This is a genomic window from Aliivibrio thorii (assembly GCF_057368585.1).
Genome location: NZ_CM170655.1, coordinates 896,592 through 918,774, shown reverse-complemented (window position 1 = coordinate 918,774; position 22,183 = coordinate 896,592). Strand labels below are relative to the sequence as shown.

The window sequence follows — 22,183 nt, the reverse complement described above, 5'->3', positions numbered from 1 at the left end:
TGGAACAAACGTTTAGCTTCCATCACAGATATAATAGTGATGATAACATCATAGAAAATATTGACGTTACTTGGTTTTTTTTCAAAAAAAGAAAAAACTAAAATGTCAAATTCTCAAAATGAACCATTAATGGACTTTGATGATGACATTCCGTTTTGAGGGTTACTTCAAACCTAGTTTTAACAAAAAACCTTACACCATCAGATGGCTAATTCATGTTTAATAACAATACCAATAATCAAAGCTCAAAAGCACAAGGCTTAAACTATCTAAAACAAATGACGAACACCTCCAACGTAACGTTTCATGACGGGCAGTGGGAAGCAATTAGTGAGCTTGTAGAAAAGCAAAACCAACTACTCGTAGTTCAAAGAACTGGCTGGGGTAAAAGTGCCGTTTACTTCATCGCGACAAAACTGCGCCGTATGCAAGGGTATGGACCTAGTATCATCATATCCCCCCTTTTGTCTTTGATCCGAAACCAAATTGAAAGTGCGGCTAAGCTCGGACTCAATGTCGTCTCATATAACTCTTCCATGAATCAGCATGAGAAAACTCATGCTGAACGTCAGATCTTATCTCGTACCGTGGATGGCATCATCATTTCACCAGAGCAATTGGGTGATACTAAATTTGGCCAAGAGATCTTACCTCAGATCGTGAGTAATATTGGCTTGTTCGTGGTAGATGAAGCTCACTGTATTTCCGACTGGGGACATGATTTTAGACCTGATTATGGGCGAATTGTGCGTACAATCCAATTTATGCCACGCAACATGCCCGTACTTGCGACGACAGCTACAGCCAATAACCGAGTCGTCACTGATATTCAAAGTCAGCTAGGAGATAGGCTCGAAGTAATTCGAGGCTCTCTCATGCGAAGCTCTCTAAACCTACAGACCGTTCGTATCCGTAGCAAATCCCATCGTTTAGCTTGGTTGGCAGAACATCTGGATCAACTACCAGGTTCAGGAATCATTTATTGTAAAACAACCAAAGATGCCAATATCGTTGCTGAGTTTTTACAGGCTCAACATATTAACGCACACGCCTATCACAGTGATATTGAAAGCCAGAATAAGCCTATTTTAGAGCAAGCGCTGCAACAAAATCAGATCAAGGCTCTTGTTGCAACCTCTGCGTTAGGGATGGGATTTGATAAACCCGATTTGGCATTTGTTATACATTTTCAAGCACCAGGTAATATCGTCGAATATTATCAACAAGTAGGTCGTGCAGGTCGTGGGATCGACAACGCTCTAGGCATACTCATGATTGGCGAAGATGATGCTCGTATTCAACAGTTTTTCATTAAAAACACCTTTCCAAAAGAAGAACAAATTAACGCTTTCCTTGCACTTGTGGCAAACCACAATGGTATCAAGCTCGCAGAGTTAGAAAAGCACATGAACTGCTCAAAAGGCAAACTGGAACACATCATTAAATTTCTAACCTCTGAGTTCCCATCTCCAATCATGAAAGATGGCACGATGTACTATCGCACGGCTTCTGATTACAGTTTGCCTCATGATAAAATTGAGAGATTAAACAGCCTTAAAGAAGATGAGTGGGAACGACTGCTTACTTACTTCAATGGTTCACTAAACCGCTGCTTAATGCAGATTCTGGGTGAAGAGCTGGACGACCATGACATTCAAGCTTGCGGAAAATGTGAACATTGCAATCCGACAAGCAAATTACCTGAAATGGTAACTCAAGATTCAGTCATAAAAGCGGCCGACTTTCTACGTAACCGCTATATCAAGCTAGAGCCAAGAAAACTTTTCGGCGCATCAAACGATTCTGTCCGAAGCGCATTTCCCATCTATCGCTTTCCGTATAAAAACCCCAACCTTTTATGTGATAGAGGTTGGGCAATGTCGACTTGGAGAGATGGAGGCTGGGGCGATATGGTTGCACAGGGCAAGTTTAATGGGGCGTTCAATGATGAACTCATTGCCCCAATGATAAAAATGCTCAATACCGTTCCCTATGAGCTAATGCCAACATGGATAACGTACGTGCCATCACTTAGACACCCTACACTAGTGAAAAACTTTGCCCACAAGCTGGCTGCCGCACTTGGAGTGCCGTGTCAGGATGCCGTTTCGATATCCGAACTTCGACCTGAGCAAAAAACGATGGAAAACAGCTATCACCAAAGTAGAAACCTAGATGGTGCATTTCATATAGATTCAAGTAAACTGTATAAATCACCAGTATGGTTACTAGATGATGCAAGTGACTCTGGCTGGACCTTTACCGTTATTGGAGCACTATTAAGAAGACTTGGCGTACCCAAAGTGGTCCCTATTGCTCTAACTAGCACTAAAAACAACCAATAGAATGAATGATAATATGCAACCTAGCCTCTCAGAAAATACCAAAGCGATGCTAATGCTCACGCATTATTTTAATCGTTCAGATAGAAAGCTATGTAAACCTCTTACAGACAACGGATTTGGTTATTTAGCTCATTGGATGAATGCAAATCGCTATCAACCACATGATTTACTGGATAACGAACGACTAGAACCTTTCTTTGCGGATTTTGCCGACGAATCGACGCATTTCACGTCAAAAAGTGCGCTTTCTGGCTTTATGAGAGGCTTAGATAAAACCGTTTCCAAAATGACTAAAGAACGTTTACAGTCATTACTGTCACGAGGTATGGCTCTCTCACAAGCACTAGAAAAATGGCAAAGTGCTGGTATTTGGATCCTAAGCCGAGCGGATAAGGCTTACCCTATCCAGATCAAACGCAATTTAAGAGAAAAAGCACCAGCTATCCTATTCGGAACAGGAAATATTGATTTACTAAATTACAAAGGCATTGGATTTGTTGGCTCTCGTAACTGTGGAAAAAGTGATGAAGCGGCAGCGGTTCATTATGTTGATGAGATCAACCATCACGGACTCCAAGTTGTTTCTGGCGCAGCTAAAGGCATCGACAGCATCGCCATGCATCGTTCACTCTCGAATAACAGTATGGCGATAGGTATTCTAGGCGATAGCTTATTCAAAGCGTGTGGTGACAGCCAATGGAGAGAGTATTTAAGAAATGAGCAACTCCTACTACTCTCTCCTTTTGATCCAGAAGCGAGTTTTGGTCGTGGTGAAAACGCAATGCAACGCAACAAATACATCTATTTCCTTTCCGAGGCAGTGGTTGCGATTTGTTCTGGAGTTGAAGGCGGGACAATCAATGGCGTAAAAGAGAATTTAATTGCTGGCTGGTGCCCGCAATTCGTTTCTTGTCACGATTCTCCAAACACCGCTGGAAACACAGAAATATTAAACGGTTTTCCAAGCAGTAAGACGCAAGTAAAAACACTGGCACAGGCAAAAACTATAACACCTGAAAAGTCACTAATTTCATTGGTTGCCCCAAGTAATAACGTTGCAGAGGTGCAACTAACACCCGAAAATGAAATGACAACTGAAGATGTAACAGAGGTAAATAATTCAACGGAAGCATTCGATGCCGTTGATATGCCTGCTGAGAATGACCTGCAAGTAGCAGGTGAAACGCTTCAAGATGAATTGAACTACACTGATAATCAGGTTGGTAGTTCGATACTTTCTATACCTGCATTTTCAGGAACAGAAACCCTCGCTGCGTTTTACTTCGATATGCTTGACCTATTCAAAGCAAAACAAACCAACGATGAAGAGAAAGTAACTTTAACAGAAGCTCAACTCTTGGAAGGATTATCTGTGTTAGTTAACATTATCGGCAACGCCGCCGTGAAAAAGTTGCTCACACACTTTCAGGAGCACGAGCTACTGATTCGTCAAGGACGCACTAAAAGCTATCAAATCATTGATATAGAAAACAATGATCAAAAAGTATAGATACTCGATTCAAACGAAATATAATCATTAAGAGTGACATAATGAACACCAATAAATTAAAATCCTACGCACAAAAACGCGTATCGCCTTTATGGAAGCATTAACAAAGCGATCAGCATTTCTTAGCTTATACGCTGATCACATTGCAGAAATGAAGACCACTCTAGACTTTGATAATGGTGTTGAGGTGAACTACTGCAAATTTAGTAACTTGCTAAGTGAAGTGAAAGCCTCACAGTAAAATGCCAGAGAAGATTTAGTAATTTAATTAATATTGGATATGCACAAACTTCAGGCTGTGCTTTTTAAATTCTATAACAACAGTATTCCACATGAAAAGAACAAGTATTCAGCAATTAAAAAAAGACTTTACCGTCTTTCCATTCCCAGGGCTTGGAAAAAACGTGATGGTAAATTTCGAGTTTGAAATCTATGACACCAAACTCAAAAAAGCAAAAGCGACATTAGCTCAACTTCCTGATCTCATTAGAAATCTTAAGAAGATTATTTCAACAGGTAAAGAACATGACAAAATATTTGTAAAATTAGAAGAAAACCTTAGTTCGCTGAAGAGTTCGCTGAGCGAACTCAAACTAACTGTTACTAGCAAATATAATCAAAACAAGATCCTAGGCATGATTATGGGTTTGATTGTTTTGATGATTTTCTTTTTTTTGTGCCCTTTTATGATGATCGTTTTTTTGGCACTCTTTAGCTATGTATCTACTTTTGTATTGATTACATCCATAAAAAAGGTTATCAGGCAGAAAAACACGTCAGGCCATGTTTCCACGGTATCAGGCAATCGTGTCTTCATAAATAACAAAGGAACCAAAAGAGAAGAGCGAACGATTTCTCATGAGCACTGCCATTTAATGCAGTTTAACAACAGTAAATTGGTTAACCTTATCTACGATACCAATCTTAACTTAGAAAAACTGGTTCTGAACAACTCACCAACGGATCACGAACGCTACCTTTTTTCAAAAATCGAACTTGAGGTAAGAGTTCATGAGTTTATCAGGACGGTTTATTACAAAAATGGGAAAATACCTACTGAACTTAATGAATTTTATAACGAAGTTGCTGAGTTTATGAAAAAAGATTTAACTTCAGAGAACTTAGGCTCTGATCTAATCTCTTTATCTCATACTATTTCTCTTTCTGCTTACGATTTTCTACTTCTTAATAATGAGACAGTATCAAACAAAGAAATGTTGAAATTATGGGAAGAAAAAGAAAGAGAAATGTTTGATAAATTTATTTGTGACATACTATTTGTCTGCTATATCAAACTTATTCGATATTATGGATACCTCGATTTATCTAAAAAATTAGGTAATACTGTAAATTTCCCCAACTTATATAATCAAATTTATGAAACAAATTTATAAAATAAGTTAATATTAATAATTACACACAAAAAAGCGAGCCATTATAGCTAATGCCAGTCAGTTAAGCGAACATCAATAAAAACAAGGGCTTCAGACGAATTTATTACAATCATTCTGGAGCCCTTGTTGTATCTATCTTTCACTCTCTTAACGGGTACTTTGCCATATCTATTAGACATTGAATAAATAGTGCATAATTACTCAATAAAGTGACTAACTGATCGGCATTAGCCATTATAGCTCGCTTTTAAATCTATGTTTTTATTATAATTTACAGCAATTCAACAGACTGTTGAGCTATCACAAATTCTTCATTAGTTGGTATAACCATTGCCACTGCATTTAGCATTTCAGATTTAGCAATAACCCCATCAGCGCCAAAACGAGCACCTTCGTTACCTGCAACATCTTCAACAAATCCTAGAATTTTAAGGTTGTTTAAGATTTCACGACGGATTGGTAATGAGTTCTCACCGATACCACCAGTAAAGATGATACCATCTAGAGAATCTAATGCTGCTAGATAAGAAGCAACGTACTTAGCAACACGGTATGTGAATACTTGGAATGCTAATGTCGCACCTTCGTGGCCTTCTTCCATTGCCTCAAGGATACCACGTGCATCACTTGTTAGGCCGGACACACCTAAGAAACCAGACTCTTTATTTAGAGAGTTAAATACTTGTTCTTGTGACCAACCTTTTTTAAGTAGGTACTCAATGATGCCTGGGTCTAAATCACCACAACGTGTGCCCATCATTAGACCAGAAAGCGGTGTAAAGCCCATTGATGTATCAACACTGTTACCGTCTTTAATTGCACAAACTGATGCACCATTACCTAGGTGAACAGAGATAAAGCTAGATTCTTCAATTGGCTTGTTAATCATTTTCGCAGCTTCACGGCTTACGAAATAGTGACTTGTACCGTGGAAACCGTAACGACGTACACCAAAATCAGTATATAACTCTTTAGCAATAGCACCTGTGTATGCACGTTTTGGCATAGTTTGGTGGAACGCTGTATCAAATACAGCAAATTGAGGAAGAGAAGGAAAGGCTTCAACAGCTGCTCGGATACCGATAGCACCAGCAGGGTTATGTAATGGCGCTAAATCAGATAAGCTCTCAATCTCTTTTGTTACTTCTTCAGAAATTCGAACTGTTTGCGTGAATTTCTCACCACCATGAACAATACGATGACCAATAGCAACGATGCCATCAGTAAAACCCAATTCTTCAGTTAAGCCCACTAATTTACCAATGGCTATTTTATGGTGATTTTCTTCGCCTTCAATGGCGATTTCGGTTTTCTGTCCTTGATACTTCCAGCTCATACGAGCATCTTCCAGACCAAAGCACTCACCCAACCCGCTTAACACTGCATCACCAGAAGCAGTATCGATAACAGCAAACTTTAGTGAAGAGCTGCCTGAATTGATAACTAATACGTATTCGTTGTTCATCATTATTCTCTTTTTATAAACTGTAGGTTACACATATATTTGTGCCTTTTGTAACACTCCCATTATTCAACTTTTTTTTAATTATTCAACTTTTGTTTTTATTTATTCATATTTTATTTGTCAATTCTTTATTCTAGATCAACATTAGCAAATATAGGCTGCTATCTGTCCTAAATCTCAATTCAAAAAAGTACACGGAAGAAACTAATCGGAAATTTATACCAATAGAGTAAATAACAAACAGAAAAAAGCCTGAGTGATAATACTCAGGCTCTGATTACAAAAAGTAAAGTTGCATCCTGCAACACTTACCCAGCTATGCGTAATGCCAATACTGCGCTGAACACTTTACCGATCGGCGACCAAACCATCATAAAGCTCTTCACGCAAATGGACCCTGCCCAAAATGTGTCGGGTCCGTATAATTATCGTTATCCTTTTACACCACCGGCTGTCAAACCACCCACAAGGAACTTCTGAGCAAGTAGGAAAACCAATGTAATAGGCAATGCTGATAATACCGCAGCGGCCGCAAAATCACCCCATAAGTAGTTCTGAGGGTATAAATATTGTTGCATACCTACTGCTAATGTGTATGAGTTTACATCAGAAAGTAGTAAAGATGCTACTGGAACCTCTGTAATTACACCAATAAATGACAAAATGAAGACCACAGCCAAGATTGGCACAGATAATGGTAACAATACTAAACGAAATGCTTGCCATGGTGTCGCACCATCTAATGCCGCCGCTTCCTCTAATGAATTATCAATGGTTTCAAAGTAGCCTTTAATCGTCCAAACATGCAATGCAATACCACCAAGATAAGCAAAAACAAGTCCACCGTGTGTATTTAATCCTAAAAACGGAATGTACTGACCTAATTTATCAAACAAAGCATATAAAGCCACAAGCGCCAGTACCGCTGGGAACATTTGGAAAATCATCATTCCTTTGAGTATAGTATCTTTTCCTTTAAAACGTAGTCGAGCAAACGCATATGCACTGGTTGTTGATAATGCAACTATCAATATAGAACTAATCGCAGCAACTTTTACTGAGTTCCATAACCAAGTGAGAACAGGAAACGGAGGTTGAGTTGTAGAGCCGTCAGCGTGTTCTACTGCTATTCCTAATGCTAACTTCCAATGCTCTAGTGATGGGTTTTCAGGAATTATGCTACCTGTTGCAAAGTTACCTTCACGGAATGAAATAGTAATAACCATTAATAATGGGAATATTATCATTGCTAAAAATATCCACATTGCTATATGAGTAGCCCAAACACGGTACTTTAAGTTTTTTCCTTGAACCATTGCCATATCAATGAATCCTTATTTATTCAATATGCAAGTAGCTAAATACAATATTCTTCATAGATAGCTACTTAACTAGTATTAATTTAGTTATTTGATAATTTGGTGAAACGTAGGTTCAATAACGCTAAGCCACCAACCAATAAGAAAATAAGTGTTGCAATTGCACTTGCTAAACCGAAGTCTTGACCACCACTGCCCTCAAACGCGATTCGATACGTATAACTTACTAATAAATCCGTATAACCTGCTGGTTCTGTGGTTCCAATCATATTTGGGCCACCTTTTGTCAATAACGCAATCATTACGAAGTTATTGAAATTAAAGGCAAATGCAGCTATCAGTAACGGTGTTAATGGCTTAACCATCATTGGTACTGTGATTTTGAAGAAGTTTTGAATTGGCCCTGCACCATCAATCGCTGATGCTTCATAAAGATCTTCTGGAATCGATTTCAATAGCCCCATACATAGAATCATCATGTAAGGGAAACCAAGCCATGTATTCACAATTAATACCATTGTTTTGGCAGTAAATGGGTCAGAGAACCAATTAGGCTGAATACCAAACATGCTATCAAGTAACATATTTATTTCACCGAAGCTTTGGTTAAAAAGACCACGAAAAATCAAAATAGAGATAAATGCAGGTACCGCATAAGGGAGAATTAATAGAAGACGATAAACAGCACGCCCTTTAAGTTCTTCCCATTGCACAACAGCAGCTAGCACTAAGCCTATTGCCAAAGTAAATACCACGGTACAAGTTGCAAAAATAACCGTCCAGATAAAGATGCTAATAAAAGGTTCTTTAATTCCGTCATCTTTCCAAATTCGTTCAAAGTTAGCAGCACCCACATTTACAACAAAACCAGGAGAAATTGGATCACCAATGAAAACATCATTATCGTTCACTTCTTGATAGAAGCCTGTTTCATGGTTAGCTTTAAAATAAGTTTCAGTTTTATTGTTATAAAGCGTTTCATCGTCTTCTTGTAAAACAAACAGTGGCGCTACCGCTGCAAATTTACGCAATCCACTCATTTGAATCTCACCACCAGATGGTAAAGATAAAGTAATTAAATTTAAATTTGGGCGTTTACCGATAATTTGCTTAATTGTCGCTTTTTTACCTTTAACAGAATCAACAGGCGTTAAGATCAGATTACGCTCAATAGCCTCAGTTAAATTAAACGTTTCTGTCGCTAACAACCCACCTGAGTCTTTGATGGTTAGTGCATAACCATTTCCCTGATTCATCAGTTGAAATTTATAGCTCTTTCCACTTTGAAATGTTTTTGATAGATGAACCGTTTGCGCTCGTTCTAATGTCACTTGGTTCGTGGCACTATAGTTCGTGAATGCGAGTCCAACGGTATAAACTAGTGGAAAAATAATGAATAGAATCATGCCTGCAATACCAGGAAAGGTATATCTATGAGCGTACGTTTTCTTACTACCAAATACATAAACGGCTAACGATGTTAACACGAGAGTTAACATTGCAAATGCAGTTTCACCACGAGAATACATAAGTACGCAAACATAACCATTGATCGCAGCAATAGCAGACAATAGTCCCCATTTTGCTAATGATTTATAATTTGAATGCGAAGCGACTGCTGTTGTCATAAGCTCCAAGACCTTTTTTAAAATACCAACCTAGTAAGTCAATTAATGAGGTAACAAACTTACTCAGTAGGTATATGTCGATAAGATAGTTTTGTTTTAATATTAAAAGAGGGAAAAAATACCTCCCCTCTTTTCTATATTTATTACTTGGTCATGCGTTGTTCTGCAGCTGCCAGTGCGTCATTAATCATTTGACGACCATCAACCACATTACCTAATGCTTCTTCCATGCTGTACCAGAACGTTGTGAACTGTGGAATGTTTGGCATAATTTCACCATTCATTGCATTATCCATTGTTGCTGCAATACGAGGATCATTACCTAGTTGTGCTTGGTATGAATTTAAAGCTACAGCACCAAGCGGCTTATCATCATTCAGACTTTTTAGACCTTCATCTGTAAGTAGGTAGCTTTCAAAAAATTCAACAGCAAGATCTTTATTTGGAGAAACAGCACTAATACCACCAACCCAAACCCCAACAAATGGTTTAGATGCTTGACCGTGGAATTTAGGCAAGGTTGTTACGCCATAGTCGATACCTGCTTTCTCAATGTTTGCCCAGCCCCAAGGACCATTAATCATCATTGCAACATTGCCTTTCACAAATTCAGATTCAGCAACTGAGTAATCCATATCTGCAGAAATGGTCTTATCTTTTACCATTTTCTCAATAAAGCCCATCGCATCTTGAACCCCTTTTTGGTTCACTCCTGCGTTCTTAATATCATAACCGTCTGCCGTTTTCTTAAAGGCATATCCGCCATCAGCAGCAAGTAGAGGCCATGTAAAGTAAGCACCACCACGTAAAGGCCACATGATTGCTTTTTGGTTTTTAGTCATTAGTTCTTTATCTAATGCTGGAATATCTTCCCAATTTTTTGGCGGTGTTTTAATGATTGCTTTATTATAAATTAATGACACAGATTCAATCGCGATTGGGTAAGCGATGGTTTTGCCTTTGTAAGATACAGCATCCCATGCAAAATCTACGACTTCAGATTTCAGTTCTTCAGATGGCTTAATTTCGGCAAGTAGACCCGCTTCTGCAAACCCACCAAAACGATCATGCGCATAAAAGATCATATCTGGACCATCACCAGCTGCTGCAACTTGAGCAAACTTCTCTTCCGCTTTATCAGGGAAAGCAACGGTCACCTTAATGCCAGTATCTTCTTCGAATCGTTTACCTACTTCAGCCATACCTTCATAAGATTTATCGCCAGTTACCCAAATAGTAAGTTGACCTTCTTCGATTGCTGCAGAAGCGTTAATTGAACCAAAAGCTGCCATTGTGCATAGCGCGACAGTGCTGAGGACTTTTTTCATTGTGAATCCTTCCTTTATAATTAGCGAATCATCCGTAGGGTTGAAATAAAAATTGGTGATGATTCAGTTTTCATGGTGTATTTTCATGAATAAATCCCCTAAGTTCATCCTCCTACTCCCTACGCCCTTTTAACATGCGGTGAAAACCGTGATCTCAATCAGAATATGCATTGTCCCACCTCACAAAACAAACGCAAAGTGAGACCACTATCACATTGAAATTTAAAAAAACTTTGAGCTCCATCACTATTTATTAAAAACGTGACCTAGGTACTCCTCCCCCCTACTCCCCCAAAAAAAAGAGGGAGGAGGAGGATGACGTAATGCCCTTTTTACTGAAGAATGGCACCATAAAGCGAATAGCTACTATTATTTAAAATTAAAATAGAGGATGGACACAATGACGAGTGTCACTTTACGCAACGTTTGCAAATCCTATGGCGACGTTAAAATATCGAAAAATGTAGATTTAGAAATAAACTCAGGTGAATTTGTTGTATTTGTTGGTCCATCAGGTTGCGGTAAATCAACGTTATTACGTTGTATTGCTGGCTTAGAAGACATTACATCAGGCGATTTATACATGGGTGACAAACGCATGAATGATGTTGAGCCTTCTAAACGTGGTGTTGGTATGGTCTTCCAATCATATGCGCTTTATCCACATTTAAACTTATTCGATAACATGTCGTTTGGTCTTAAACTCGCTAAAGCCGACAAAGCCGAGATCAAAAAACGCGTCGATCACGCGGCTGATATCCTGCAACTTGGTCACTTATTAGAACGCCAACCAAAAGCGCTTTCTGGAGGGCAACGTCAACGTGTGGCTATTGGCCGTACTCTGGTGTCTCAACCAGACGTTTTTCTTCTTGACGAGCCTTTATCTAACTTAGATGCCGCATTACGAGTGCAAATGCGTATCGAAATCGCTAAGCTTCATAAAAAACTAAACTGCACCATGATTTATGTTACTCATGATCAGGTTGAAGCAATGACAATGGCTGAAAAAATTGTCGTGCTAGATGGCGGTTATGTTTCTCAAGTTGGTGCTCCATTAGAGTTGTATCATTACCCAAAAAACCGCTTTGTCGCTGGATTTATTGGGTCTCCAAAAATGAATTTTATTAGTGTATTCATCGAAGATGTTGAAAAAAATCAAGTAAAAGTACAATTCAAAAATGGAACTTCATTCTGGGTTCCTGTTGATGGTACGCACGTCACTCGTGGAGAAAGAATGTCACTAGGCATACGCCCTGAACACTTAGTCTCTGCCGAAAATGGAGATACCGTAATTAAAGGCGAAGTGCTTGTTGTTGAAAAATTGGGATATGAAACACAAATTTATTTAACAATTGAAGATGCCGATGCCGATATGATATACCGTGTCCCTGATACTGCATTAATTGAGGCTGGTGACGCCTTCTCTGTGGGAATACCTGCACACCGTTGCCATTTATTCCATGGTGATGGAAAAGCATGCCAAAGGCTCTATAAAGAAGCTGGCGCTTAACTGACATTACTCATTTATAAAAAAGCCCAACAATGAATTGGGCTTTTGTTGTTTATTCAGTAAGAGGTATATTGTGAACACACATCATGCTTTCCCGTACCCTCTAGGGGCGACATTAACTCCCGGTGGATGTAATTTTTCAGTCCATCATTCGTCTTCATTTCCTCTCTCATTAATTATATTTAATGAAGATGGGACCCATAAAGAACATCCATTCACTGAAGAATATGGCTCAATTAAATATACCTTCATTGACAATATCACTAAAGACACCGCTTATGGTTTTAAAATAATTCAAGGGAAGGAAGAGCTACTTTTACTTGATCCATACAGTAAAGCCTTAAAACATACCCCTCATTATAATGTTCCTTATACAGCGGAACAAAGCTGGACTTTAGCGCAATCTCTTGTCGTTGATGATTCTTTTGATTGGCAAGATACATCAAGACCAAAGGTCCCTCGCTCCGAAACCATTTTATTGGAAACTCACGTAAAAGGGTTTACTCTATTAAATTCGAAAGTAGATGAAAAAGTAAGAGGAACTTACCTTGGGTTGGCTGATCCTGCCAACATCGCACACTTAAAACACCAAGGTATTACAAGTGTTCAGTTACTTCCTGTTGCTGCTTGTATGCATGAGCCTCATTTACTTGAAATGAACATGGTGAACTACTGGGGCTATAACCCCATTTCATTTATGGCACCCGACCCACGCTATGCGCGTAATGATGCTGTCACAGAATTAAAAACAGCCATCAGAGAACTTCATAAAAACAATATCGAAGTCATTCTCGACGTGGTATATAACCATACTGCTGAAGGTGGAGATGGCGGAGTCACCTTTAATCTAAAAGGCTTAGACCAAGATTATTATTTGCACCATCACGGTAAATATACAAATTATACTGGATGTGGAAATACGCTAGATATTACTCATCAACCAAGCCTAAATCTAGTCATGGATACTCTGCGTTATTGGGTTGAACAATACCATATCGATGGCTTCAGATTTGATTTAGCGGCAACATTAGGCCGTGAATACGATCAATTTACTCCGAACAACGCTTTCTTCAAAGCTGTAGCCCAAGATCCTGTTCTTCAAAAAATAAAACTGATTGCAGAGCCATGGGATATAGGCCCTAACGGTTATCAAGTCGGTCAGTTTCCTAATGGTTGGAATGAATGCAGCGATAAATACCGCGACACAACAAAAAGTTTTTGGCGTGGTGAACAGAACTACTTAAAATCGATGGCAACTCGTTTAATGGGATCTCGCGACCTAGTGAGTGCTTCTCGTTGGCCTCATAAACTGCCTGTTAATTATGTCAGTTATCATGATGGGTTTACACTTCAAGATCTTGTTAGTTACAAAGAGCGCCATAACCTTTCCAATGGCGAAGAAAACCGCGATGGGCATGGCGATAATCGCTCTGATAACTATGGCATTGAGGGTCCAACGGATAACCCAAGAATCATTGCCATGCGTGAAAAGCAAAAACGTAATATGATGACAACTTTACTATTTAGTTTTGGTATCCCTCATCTTTTAGCGGCGGATGCTTGCTCACACAGTCAGCAAGGCAATAACAATGCTTACTGTCAAGACAGTAATATTAGTTGGGTTAATTGGAATTTAGATAAAACGGCTCTAGAGTTTAAACGCTGGTTATCAGAGATGATACAAGCAAGACAAACTCATATGGTACCAGTCATTAATGCATTTAGTGGCACAAGTAGAGCCAAGCAAAAAGTCGCTTGGTATACTTCTGAAGGCAATAATATGACTCATGCAAATTGGCACGGTGCTGAATCGTTATGTCTTCATCTCAATATATATGATGGGACTAAAGAATTACTTATCTTAATAAACCAATCAAATATACCGACTCGTTTTGAGTTACCAAATCCAAAACAATATTCTCGTTGGGCTTTAGTGTGTAATACCCAGCATACTCAAATAACACCAAAACATGCTGTTTTTGATTACAGCCTATCGCCGTTGTCTATTGCCATATTTAATGCTGAATAAAGAAAGGTTATACCAATAAAAAAGGAGGCAATTAAGCCTCCTTTTGTTCTCCACTAAGCTAGTCTAGCCCAGCCTCAGATTTTACACGTCCTTTGTGATATGTTCTATACGCTAAAACCGTCAGCGTAATTATTAACTTGGATGTAATCCAGATCATATACGAATAAGATTACGAAATAATTTGAGCTAGCCTTTCCTGCACAACACCGACAATGAGATCAGGCTGAAACTTAGAAATAAAACGATCACATCCTACTTTTTGAACCATTGCATCATTAAAACTGCCACTTAACGAGGTATTTAACGTAATAAACAAATCATTCATTCTAGGATCATTTCTGATTTCATGAGTCAGTCTATAACCATCCATTTCTGGCATTTCAGCATCGGTGATCATTAATAAAATCTCATCATTAACCACTTTACCTTCATCACACCACCCTTTTAAAAGATCAAGCGCTTGGCGTCCATCACTTCTCTCAATCACTTCAAGACCAAGTTGTTGTAATGTATTTCTGACTTGAGTTCGTGCCGTACTTGAATCGTCAACGATAAGCACTTTACGCCCATGCATATGACTAACCAATTCTTGGTTTAATACACCTTCAGAAATTGAAATATCGTATTCAATAATCTCAGCTAATACTTTTTCTACATCAATAATTTCAACAATTCGCGTGGTATTTGGTTCAATCTCAACTTGAGTAATTGCAGTAAGAAAGTTATGGCGTCCTACCGTTTTTGGTGGCGGCTGAATATCAGCCCATGTGGTATTAATAATATTCTGGACTTGCCCAACCAAAAAACCTTGGGTTGTACGGTTATATTCAGTAACAATTAGGGTGCTTTCTTCATCATTACCCATTGGCTTCATACCAATAGCACCACGCAAATCAATCACAGGCACAGATTCACCACGTAAACTCGCAACTCCAGAAATATGATAATGAGAGCCCGGCAGCTTAGTTAACTTAGGGACTTTTAATATTTCTTTTACTTTAAAAACATTAATCGCAAAAATTTGAGTGGTGTTTAGCTTAAAAAGCAACAATTCCAATCTATTTTCACCCACGAGTTGGGTTCGCTGATCAACACTATTTAACATTTCACTCATAATCATCACTCATTTGATTGTCATTGCCGATATTATCACCAGCAATTATTTCTGTAACACGTTAATATATTATCGGCATTTTTCTAGAAGTCTTTAACAAGTTAGTGCAAAAAAATAGACAATAATGTTACTATCTTTCGCATAAGCATCAGATAAGATGCATGTTGTACTAAATTAAAGGAATTTAATATGCCGCAAGCCCAACCTTTACTCGTTCGTATGATGAATACAAACATCGTTATACAAATTTTAATTGGTATTGTCGCCGGTGTCGCACTAGCCACACTATCACCAGAAACCGCTGTTTCTGCTGGTCTTTTTGGTCAATTATTTGTTAGTGCCCTAAAAGCGGTCGCTCCTATTCTTGTATTCATTCTTGTTGCATCCTCTATTGCTAACCAAAAACGAGGCCAAGACTCAAACATGAAACCTGTCGTGGTTTTATATTTGGTTGGTACTTTTTGTGCGTCACTAACTGCCGTTACTATGAGTTTTATTTTTCCAACCACTTTATCTCTAGTCACTGACGCTGCAACCAATAGTGCGCCTGAAGGCATTATGGAAGTTCTTTATACCTTATTATTCAAAATCATTGATAATCCAATCAATGCTTTAATGACTGGCAACTTTATTGGTATCTTAGCCTGGGCGATTGCTCTTGGTTTAGGTCTACACTCTGCATCTGATGCAACAAAAAAAGTGTTTATTGACCTTTCAAACTGTATTTCAAACATTGTAACGGTCGTTATCCGTTTCGCTCCAATTGGTATTTTTGGTCTTGTAGCAAGTACCTTTGCTGAGACTGGTTTTGATGCATTAGCAAGCTACTCTCACCTACTCGCGGTTCTACTTGGTTCAATGGCAATTATTGCGTTAGTTGTAAACCCACTAATTGTGTTTATTCGTACAAAACGTAATCCATACCCACTTGTTTTCTTATGCTTACGTGAAAGTGGTGTAACGGCATTCTTCACTCGAAGCTCTGCAGCCAACATTCCAGTAAACATGGCATTATGTGAGCGTTTAAATCTGCATAAAGACACTTACTCAGTATCCATCCCACTAGGTGCGACAATTAACATGGCCGGTGCTGCAATTACAATTACCGTACTTACACTTGCAGCAGTACATACATCAGGCGTTGCGGTTGATTTACCAACGGCTCTATTACTTAGCCTCGTTGCTGCTGTTTCTGCATGTGGTGCATCTGGTGTTGCTGGCGGTTCATTATTACTTATCCCATTAGCATGTAGCCTATTTGGTATTCCAAACGAAGTCGCAATGCAAGTTGTTGCTATCGGTTTTATCATTGGTGTAGTTCAGGATTCAGCAGAAACAGCGCTAAACAGCTCTACTGATGTTCTGTTCACTACAGCTGCTTGTCGTAAAGCAGACAATCCATATAAGCCACTAGTTCAAACATCAAATTCTTAATCAATACTAAGAAATAAAATCAAAAATGGCAGCTAAAATTAGCTAATGCCAGTCAGTTAAGCTGACTGGCTTTTTTCTTTTTCCAGCAAGGGTACTTCACGGCTTTAGCTCGAACTCTCCTTGGATAGCGCCTATCTTCTCTCTTTGGCGGTAAAATGTAGTGAGCGGTATTTGCCTGTAAAGAGGCGATAGTCTTCGGGATATTACCTGCACTATTTAGTGACATTGTGTACAACATATTTATGATTGCCAGCGAGCATGATGTGAAACTTAATTGGTTTGCGTGAAGCCCCTTCACCGTATGTGACATCTTAACCATTTGATATCTAAGTAAGTTATAACCAAGTAATATCCCCCATAATTCTTGTCTAATCATCTCAGGCTTTTTACTTCGAAGGTGATGCTCACTATTTAGAAGCGTCTGTTTCATTTCTCTATAACCGACTTCTATCTCCCAACGCTCACTGTACAGCTCTACCATTTCAGACGATGGAAAACGCATTGGATCAACCATTGAAGTTAAAATTTGAGTCTCTTTTCCTTTCACTTTTTTACTCACTAACCGAGCTTCAATATATTCCGGCAGATCAAGGAACTTCTTTCTAGCTTGTGGCGATGTTTTTAAACGCACTAATTTATCTTGTCGACCTAAAGTTCGTACTTCCTCATATATTGTTCCTTTCTTCACAGGAAGCAACCAATGACGTTCCGATCCTGTTGTAGACCATTTATGAAGTAAGCCAAGGGAATAAAATCCTTTATCAAACAAAGTTATAGAGTTATCTGGAGTGGATGAGATAAGTTGTTCAGCTAAAACCATTTCACTGACTTTTGTGCTATCAAAAGCACTATTGATCAATAAATGGCTAGTGAGTTCCATTTGGCATACCATTCTGATTTGAGGGTAGCAGGTTTCGCCATGCTGATTACTTTTAGGTTCAAATACTTGAAGGTTTTCTTTTGTGTCAGGCGCTCGCCAAACTACGCCATCAACACCTAATAATTGTAAACCGTTCCATGTTGGATGGTTTGCTTCGGTATTCCAGATTTCAGCTGTTGATGTGAAAATATGTCTTACTGCTTCGCTTCCAAGTCTTTGTCTCGCTTGAACTACTGCACTCGGAGCCACTAGTGGCCGCTTTCCTGGCAGCATAAGCTGCATATTACTGGTAATGTCCCAGACTGACTCATCTCGATAGAAAGCCATGCCTAACACAACCCAAATCATCATATCTAATGGTAATCGGCGCTTACGGATCGTAGCTATCCCAGCCTCTTCTAAACATTGATTAATAAATTCAGGAGGTAATATATCACTGAGTTTTCCGAGAGAATCAGAATCAGGGACGAAATCATTAGCCAGTGTTAGAGCTTTAGTTAGTTGCATAAAAAATCCGATATTGGTTACCCAATATCGGATTTTGAAGGTTTTTAACGATCAGTCAAATGATCTGGAAAATTTCTTAACTGATCGGCATTAGCTAAAATTAGCTGCCATTTTTTATTTAGGGATTTATTATCTAACCTTATACCAATGTAACTAATTAGATGATCATTAATGTAATTGGTATTATTGATGATCTTTATGTTGGTACAAATAAATCGAATAAGAAAGAGCCAGTAACGCACATAATGTAGCAGGTATCGCTAGCGTATTAATCCCTAAAGAGGGGTAGAAATAGCCGCCAATGACACCGCCAAAAATAAAACCAAGAGCAATAAATAAATACAATGCCAAACGACGATGATGAATTGGCTCACCTTTTAGTTTCATGCCTAACATAATACCTAAGTCTGTAAGCACACCAGTAACATGAGTCGTTCGGACGACTGCCCCGCTATAAGTTGTTACTAAACCATTCTGTAAACCACATGCAGCAGAAGCGAAATAATGCCCCCACTGACTACCTTCATTCAATACGAACATCGCTGTAAAAAGTAATAGACTTTCAATAACTAAAGCAAAATTATAACGGCGCCCTAATTTTAACGCGGTACACCCAACAATAAGGCTGCTTAATGAAGATCCTAAAATGAAGCTAAATATAATAAAAAGTAAGTGCCATGTTTCCTCATTAAAACTAAGCAACTGTGTGCCGAGTAACGTTGCCGTCCCTGAAAGATGAGAAATTGACTGATGTTGAAAACCCAGCAAGCCCACTGAGTTAGTAATTCCAGCTAAGAGAGCTAGAAAAAAGGTGCCGTATTCGACCCATTTAGGTAGTTTTGAAATCACGATTCGATACCTAGCCAGTAAAGAGCGTTATTCTATACCCAAGTAAGCGTAAGATACAATTTCAGCAAGAATTTATTATACTCTATACTGATTAGTAAACTTATCAAGGTCAAAATAAAAAAGGAAAGACAAAGTGCCTTTCCTTTTGTTATACATCATACGTTGCAGTTAAAGATTTAAGATAAATACATCTCAACATATTTATTTGCCGCATCATCCCAACTAAAACTTTGCTTCATAGCATGTAATTGCACACGCTTAATTTCATTTAGGTTTTGGCTATAAAGTAATAAAGAGCGCATTAATACTAATAATAACTCTACAGGCTCCGGTGTTTTAAAACTAAAGCCTGTGGCATTATCAATATCACTGTCGTAATCAGTCACACTGTCTTTAAGACCACCAACTTCACGAACAATTGGAAGCGAGCCATAAGCCATACTGTAGATTTGATTCAATCCACACGGTTCAAACTCTGATGGCATCAAAAAGAAATCCGATGCAGCTTCAACCCAATGCGCTAACTTATTATTATACGCTTCTACAAAAGCAAATTTATCACTATTTATTGCCGCAATTTCTGCGAGTTGGTTAGCAAGAACAGGATCGCCTGTCCCGACAATCACAACTTGAACATCATTCTTTAAGAATTGCTCTAAAATAGGTAATAGATAATGAATACCTTTTTGATTCGTTAAACGACAAACCATGCCATACATCGCTACCTCTTTTTGAGGTAAATTCACTTCTTCTTGCAGTGCAGATTTACATGCCTTCTTGCCACGAACCATACTAATACGGTTTGCTTTAAACTGTTTTGGAATAAAGCTATCAATTTCAGGACTCCACTCACTGTAATCACATCCATTTAGAATACCAAATAGATCTGATTCTCTCGCTTGGAAATCACTTGCCATACCATGAGAGCCTAGATCCGTTAGCAGCTCTTTCGCATAAGTTGGGCTGACTGCATTTATTTTATCTGCACACAATACTCCTGCTTTTAGCATACTAATATGACTATGACTTACAGCAGCTTCAGGTACATAATGCGCTTTAAACTCAGCAAGACATGCTATCTCATCATAATGAAAAATACCTTTAAACACCGCATTATGGACAGATAAAACTGAGCGAGTATGAGAAAAGAAAGCGTCATTTTCGTAACGTTTTTTCAGTAGATACGGAACTAATCCTGTATGCCAATCATTCGCATGAATAATGTCTGGTTGAACATTAAGTTTTGGTAGCATATCTAGGCAAGCTGCACTAAAAAAAGCAAATCGTTCGCCATTATCAGAATACGCTTGATTATTTTCAGCGTACATTTCTGCACGGTCAAAATACTCAGCACACTCAATACCAAACACCGAAATACCATCCACTTCTAGCGCTCTTACTTTATAAGGCGTATGTGGCCAATGCTCTAATGTTGTTTCCAGTATGATATCAGCAACATCTCGACCTGAAATCGTCTTATAGGCAGGCATTGCGATATTAACCTGATGTCCTAACTTTTTAAGTGACTTAGGCAGAGCCTTGGCAACATCTGCCAAGCCTCCACTCTTAATCAACCCTTCAACTTCAGATGCTACAAATAAAATTGAAAGCGTCTTAGTAACCAATTCTCTCTCCTTTAGGTATAACGACTATACCCTTATCTGAAACATGATATCTCTTCTTATCTTCTTGAAGATTAACACCAATTTCAGTTCCAGGGGCAATATCTACACCTTTATCAATGATAACTCGGCGTAAAACACAACCTTTACCGATTTTTACATCACCTAAAAGAATACTTTCGCTAATATCACACGCTGAAGCAATATTACTACGGAAACCTAGAACTGATTTCTCGATACGAGAACCACGAACATAACTACCACCACATACTAAGCTATCAATAATTTGCACTCGGCCGTTATCTGAATCACTAAATGTAGCTGGTGGAAGCGGCGGATAATAAGTATGCAGCGGCCATTTACGGTTATAAAGAGAAAATGGTGCATCTTTCTGTAGTAAATCCATATGTGCTTCCCAGTACGATTCAATCGTACCTACATCACGCCAATATACCTCTTCTTTTTCCCCCGTAATATGGTTAGTACTGAAATCATAAACATAGACATTTCCTTCAGGGAACATCTTAGGAATGATATCTTTACCAAAGTCATGTGATGAATCAGCAAGATCTGCGTCGTACTTAAGCTCTTTACACAAGCTTTCAGATTCAAAGATATAATTACCCATTGAAACAAGAGCAATACCTGGATGCCCTGGAATGCACTTTGGCGTTGCTGGTTTTTCTTCAAAGCCAATCATTTTTCCATGTTCATCTACCTCAATAACACCAAAGCCACTGGCGTCTTTCGCAGGCATGCGAAGTGCAGAAACAGTCAGTGCTGCTTGCTTCTTCTTATGGAAATCAAGCATTTGTCGAATATCCATTTTATAAATATGATCAGAACCAAAGATACATACATGTTCAGGTTCTGACGCTTCAATAAAACTAATATTTTGATAAATCGCATCCGCAGTACCTTCATACCAACGTTTACCTGTACGCATTTGTGCAGGAACAGGGTCAATAAAGCGATCTGTAATTCCGTTTACATTCCAACCTTTTTTCATATGTTGAAATAGTGATTGTGACTTAAACTGAGTTAATACATAAATACGCATTAAATCTGCATTTACAAAATTGTTTAAGGCAAAATCGATTAAACGATAACTACCACCAAACGGTACTGCAGGTTTTGTACGCGACTCTGTTAATGGACGAAGACGTGAGCCTTCACCTCCAGCCAAAATCATTCCTAATACACCAGCCATTTTCTCTCCAACGTTTATAATTAAAATAGTAATTATTAA

General features: G+C 38.6%; 15 protein-coding genes. 6 read left to right on the top strand and 9 right to left on the bottom strand.

What is annotated here, in order from left to right:
* Positions 1-215 precede the first annotated feature (215 nt).
* The 3 genes from AC2IP4_RS18130 (at position 216) to AC2IP4_RS18120 (ending at position 5,249) form a co-directional block, all read left to right on the top strand.
* Positions 216-2,345 carry a RecQ family ATP-dependent DNA helicase gene (locus tag AC2IP4_RS18130; RefSeq protein WP_486310810.1) on the top strand — a complete coding sequence of 710 codons (2,130 nt, stop codon included), beginning with the start codon at positions 216-218 and terminating at the stop codon, positions 2,343-2,345.
* Positions 2,346-2,358: 13 nt separating this feature from the next.
* Positions 2,359-3,855: a DNA-processing protein DprA gene (locus AC2IP4_RS18125; RefSeq protein ID WP_486310809.1), complete on the top strand. Its 1,497-nt coding sequence runs from the start codon at positions 2,359-2,361 to the stop codon at positions 3,853-3,855.
* A 332-nt stretch (positions 3,856-4,187) separates the two neighbouring features.
* Entirely contained in the window at positions 4,188-5,249 is a 1,062-nt protein-coding gene (locus AC2IP4_RS18120; protein ID WP_486317131.1) for a hypothetical protein, read from the top strand.
* 271 nt (positions 5,250-5,520) lie between these two features.
* Here AC2IP4_RS18120 and AC2IP4_RS18115 read toward each other — a convergent pair whose 3' ends face one another.
* The 4 genes from AC2IP4_RS18115 to malE form a co-directional block, all read right to left on the bottom strand.
* Positions 5,521-6,714, bottom strand: a complete 1,194-nt coding sequence (locus AC2IP4_RS18115; RefSeq protein WP_181044685.1) for an acetate/propionate family kinase — start codon at positions 6,712-6,714, stop codon at positions 5,521-5,523.
* Positions 6,715-7,145: 431 nt separating this feature from the next.
* Positions 7,146-8,036, bottom strand: coding sequence for a maltose ABC transporter permease MalG (gene malG / locus AC2IP4_RS18110; RefSeq protein ID WP_375320791.1), 891 nt, complete (start codon positions 8,034-8,036; stop codon positions 7,146-7,148).
* An 80-nt stretch (positions 8,037-8,116) separates the two neighbouring features.
* Positions 8,117-9,661 carry a maltose ABC transporter permease MalF gene (malF, locus tag AC2IP4_RS18105; RefSeq protein ID WP_105055782.1) on the bottom strand — a complete coding sequence of 515 codons (1,545 nt, stop codon included), beginning with the start codon at positions 9,659-9,661 and terminating at the stop codon, positions 8,117-8,119.
* 143 nt (positions 9,662-9,804) lie between these two features.
* Positions 9,805-10,989, bottom strand: coding sequence for a maltose/maltodextrin ABC transporter substrate-binding protein MalE (malE, locus tag AC2IP4_RS18100; RefSeq protein ID WP_375320792.1), 1,185 nt, complete (start codon positions 10,987-10,989; stop codon positions 9,805-9,807).
* Between the two features lie 400 nt (positions 10,990-11,389).
* Between malE and malK the strand changes: the two genes are divergently transcribed.
* Positions 11,390-12,499: a maltose/maltodextrin ABC transporter ATP-binding protein MalK gene (malK, locus tag AC2IP4_RS18095; RefSeq protein WP_375320793.1), complete on the top strand. Its 1,110-nt coding sequence runs from the start codon at positions 11,390-11,392 to the stop codon at positions 12,497-12,499.
* Positions 12,500-12,572: 73 nt separating this feature from the next.
* A complete protein-coding gene (gene glgX / locus AC2IP4_RS18090) occupies positions 12,573-14,528 on the top strand; it encodes a glycogen debranching protein GlgX (RefSeq protein ID WP_375320794.1) in 1,956 nt (651 codons plus the stop codon).
* Between the two features lie 169 nt (positions 14,529-14,697).
* Here glgX and AC2IP4_RS18085 read toward each other — a convergent pair whose 3' ends face one another.
* On the bottom strand, positions 14,698-15,642 hold the full coding sequence (locus tag AC2IP4_RS18085; RefSeq protein WP_105055778.1) for a chemotaxis protein CheV: 945 nt from the start codon (positions 15,640-15,642) through the stop codon (positions 14,698-14,700).
* Between the two features lie 189 nt (positions 15,643-15,831).
* Between AC2IP4_RS18085 and sstT the strand changes: the two genes are divergently transcribed.
* Complete coding sequence (sstT, locus tag AC2IP4_RS18080; RefSeq protein WP_105055777.1) at positions 15,832-17,076, top strand: serine/threonine transporter SstT; 1,245 nt, start codon at positions 15,832-15,834, stop codon at positions 17,074-17,076.
* A gap of 52 nt (positions 17,077-17,128) precedes the next feature.
* Here sstT and AC2IP4_RS18075 read toward each other — a convergent pair whose 3' ends face one another.
* From AC2IP4_RS18075 to glgC, 4 genes are all read right to left on the bottom strand, one after another.
* The gene (locus tag AC2IP4_RS18075) at positions 17,129-18,463 is read right to left on the bottom strand and encodes an IS4 family transposase (protein WP_375320795.1); all 1,335 of its coding nucleotides are present in this window, start codon (positions 18,461-18,463) and stop codon (positions 17,129-17,131) included.
* A 183-nt stretch (positions 18,464-18,646) separates the two neighbouring features.
* On the bottom strand, positions 18,647-19,312 hold the full coding sequence (locus AC2IP4_RS18070) for a YoaK family protein (RefSeq protein ID WP_105055776.1): 666 nt from the start codon (positions 19,310-19,312) through the stop codon (positions 18,647-18,649).
* Positions 19,313-19,488: 176 nt separating this feature from the next.
* Positions 19,489-20,937, bottom strand: a complete 1,449-nt coding sequence (gene glgA / locus AC2IP4_RS18065) for a glycogen synthase GlgA (protein ID WP_486310806.1) — start codon at positions 20,935-20,937, stop codon at positions 19,489-19,491.
* Positions 20,927-22,144 (bottom strand): glucose-1-phosphate adenylyltransferase, encoded by a 1,218-nt coding sequence (glgC, locus tag AC2IP4_RS18060; RefSeq protein WP_105055774.1) that lies wholly within the window; start codon positions 22,142-22,144, stop codon positions 20,927-20,929. The genes glgA and glgC overlap by 11 nt, the downstream gene beginning before the upstream one ends.
* Positions 22,145-22,183 lie beyond the last annotated feature (39 nt).

Bases quoted from the DNA above. Each gene is read 5' to 3' on its own strand.
- AC2IP4_RS18130 (WP_486310810.1), top strand. From the start codon at position 216: ATGTTTAATAACAATACCAATAATCAAAGCTCAAAAGCACAAGGCTTA.
- AC2IP4_RS18125 (WP_486310809.1), top strand. From the start codon at position 2,359: ATGCAACCTAGCCTCTCAGAAAATACCAAAGCGATGCTAATGCTCACG.
- AC2IP4_RS18120 (WP_486317131.1), top strand. From the start codon at position 4,188: ATGAAAAGAACAAGTATTCAGCAATTAAAAAAAGACTTTACCGTCTTT.
- AC2IP4_RS18115 (WP_181044685.1), bottom strand. From the start codon at position 6,714: ATGAACAACGAATACGTATTAGTTATCAATTCAGGCAGCTCTTCACTA.
- malG (WP_375320791.1), bottom strand. From the start codon at position 8,036: ATGGCAATGGTTCAAGGAAAAAACTTAAAGTACCGTGTTTGGGCTACT.
- malF (WP_105055782.1), bottom strand. From the start codon at position 9,661: ATGACAACAGCAGTCGCTTCGCATTCAAATTATAAATCATTAGCAAAA.
- malE (WP_375320792.1), bottom strand. From the start codon at position 10,989: ATGAAAAAAGTCCTCAGCACTGTCGCGCTATGCACAATGGCAGCTTTT.
- malK (WP_375320793.1), top strand. From the start codon at position 11,390: ATGACGAGTGTCACTTTACGCAACGTTTGCAAATCCTATGGCGACGTT.
- AC2IP4_RS18085 (WP_105055778.1), bottom strand. From the start codon at position 15,642: ATGAGTGAAATGTTAAATAGTGTTGATCAGCGAACCCAACTCGTGGGT.
- sstT (WP_105055777.1), top strand. From the start codon at position 15,832: ATGCCGCAAGCCCAACCTTTACTCGTTCGTATGATGAATACAAACATC.
- AC2IP4_RS18075 (WP_375320795.1), bottom strand. From the start codon at position 18,463: ATGCAACTAACTAAAGCTCTAACACTGGCTAATGATTTCGTCCCTGAT.
- glgC (WP_105055774.1), bottom strand. From the start codon at position 22,144: ATGGCTGGTGTATTAGGAATGATTTTGGCTGGAGGTGAAGGCTCACGT.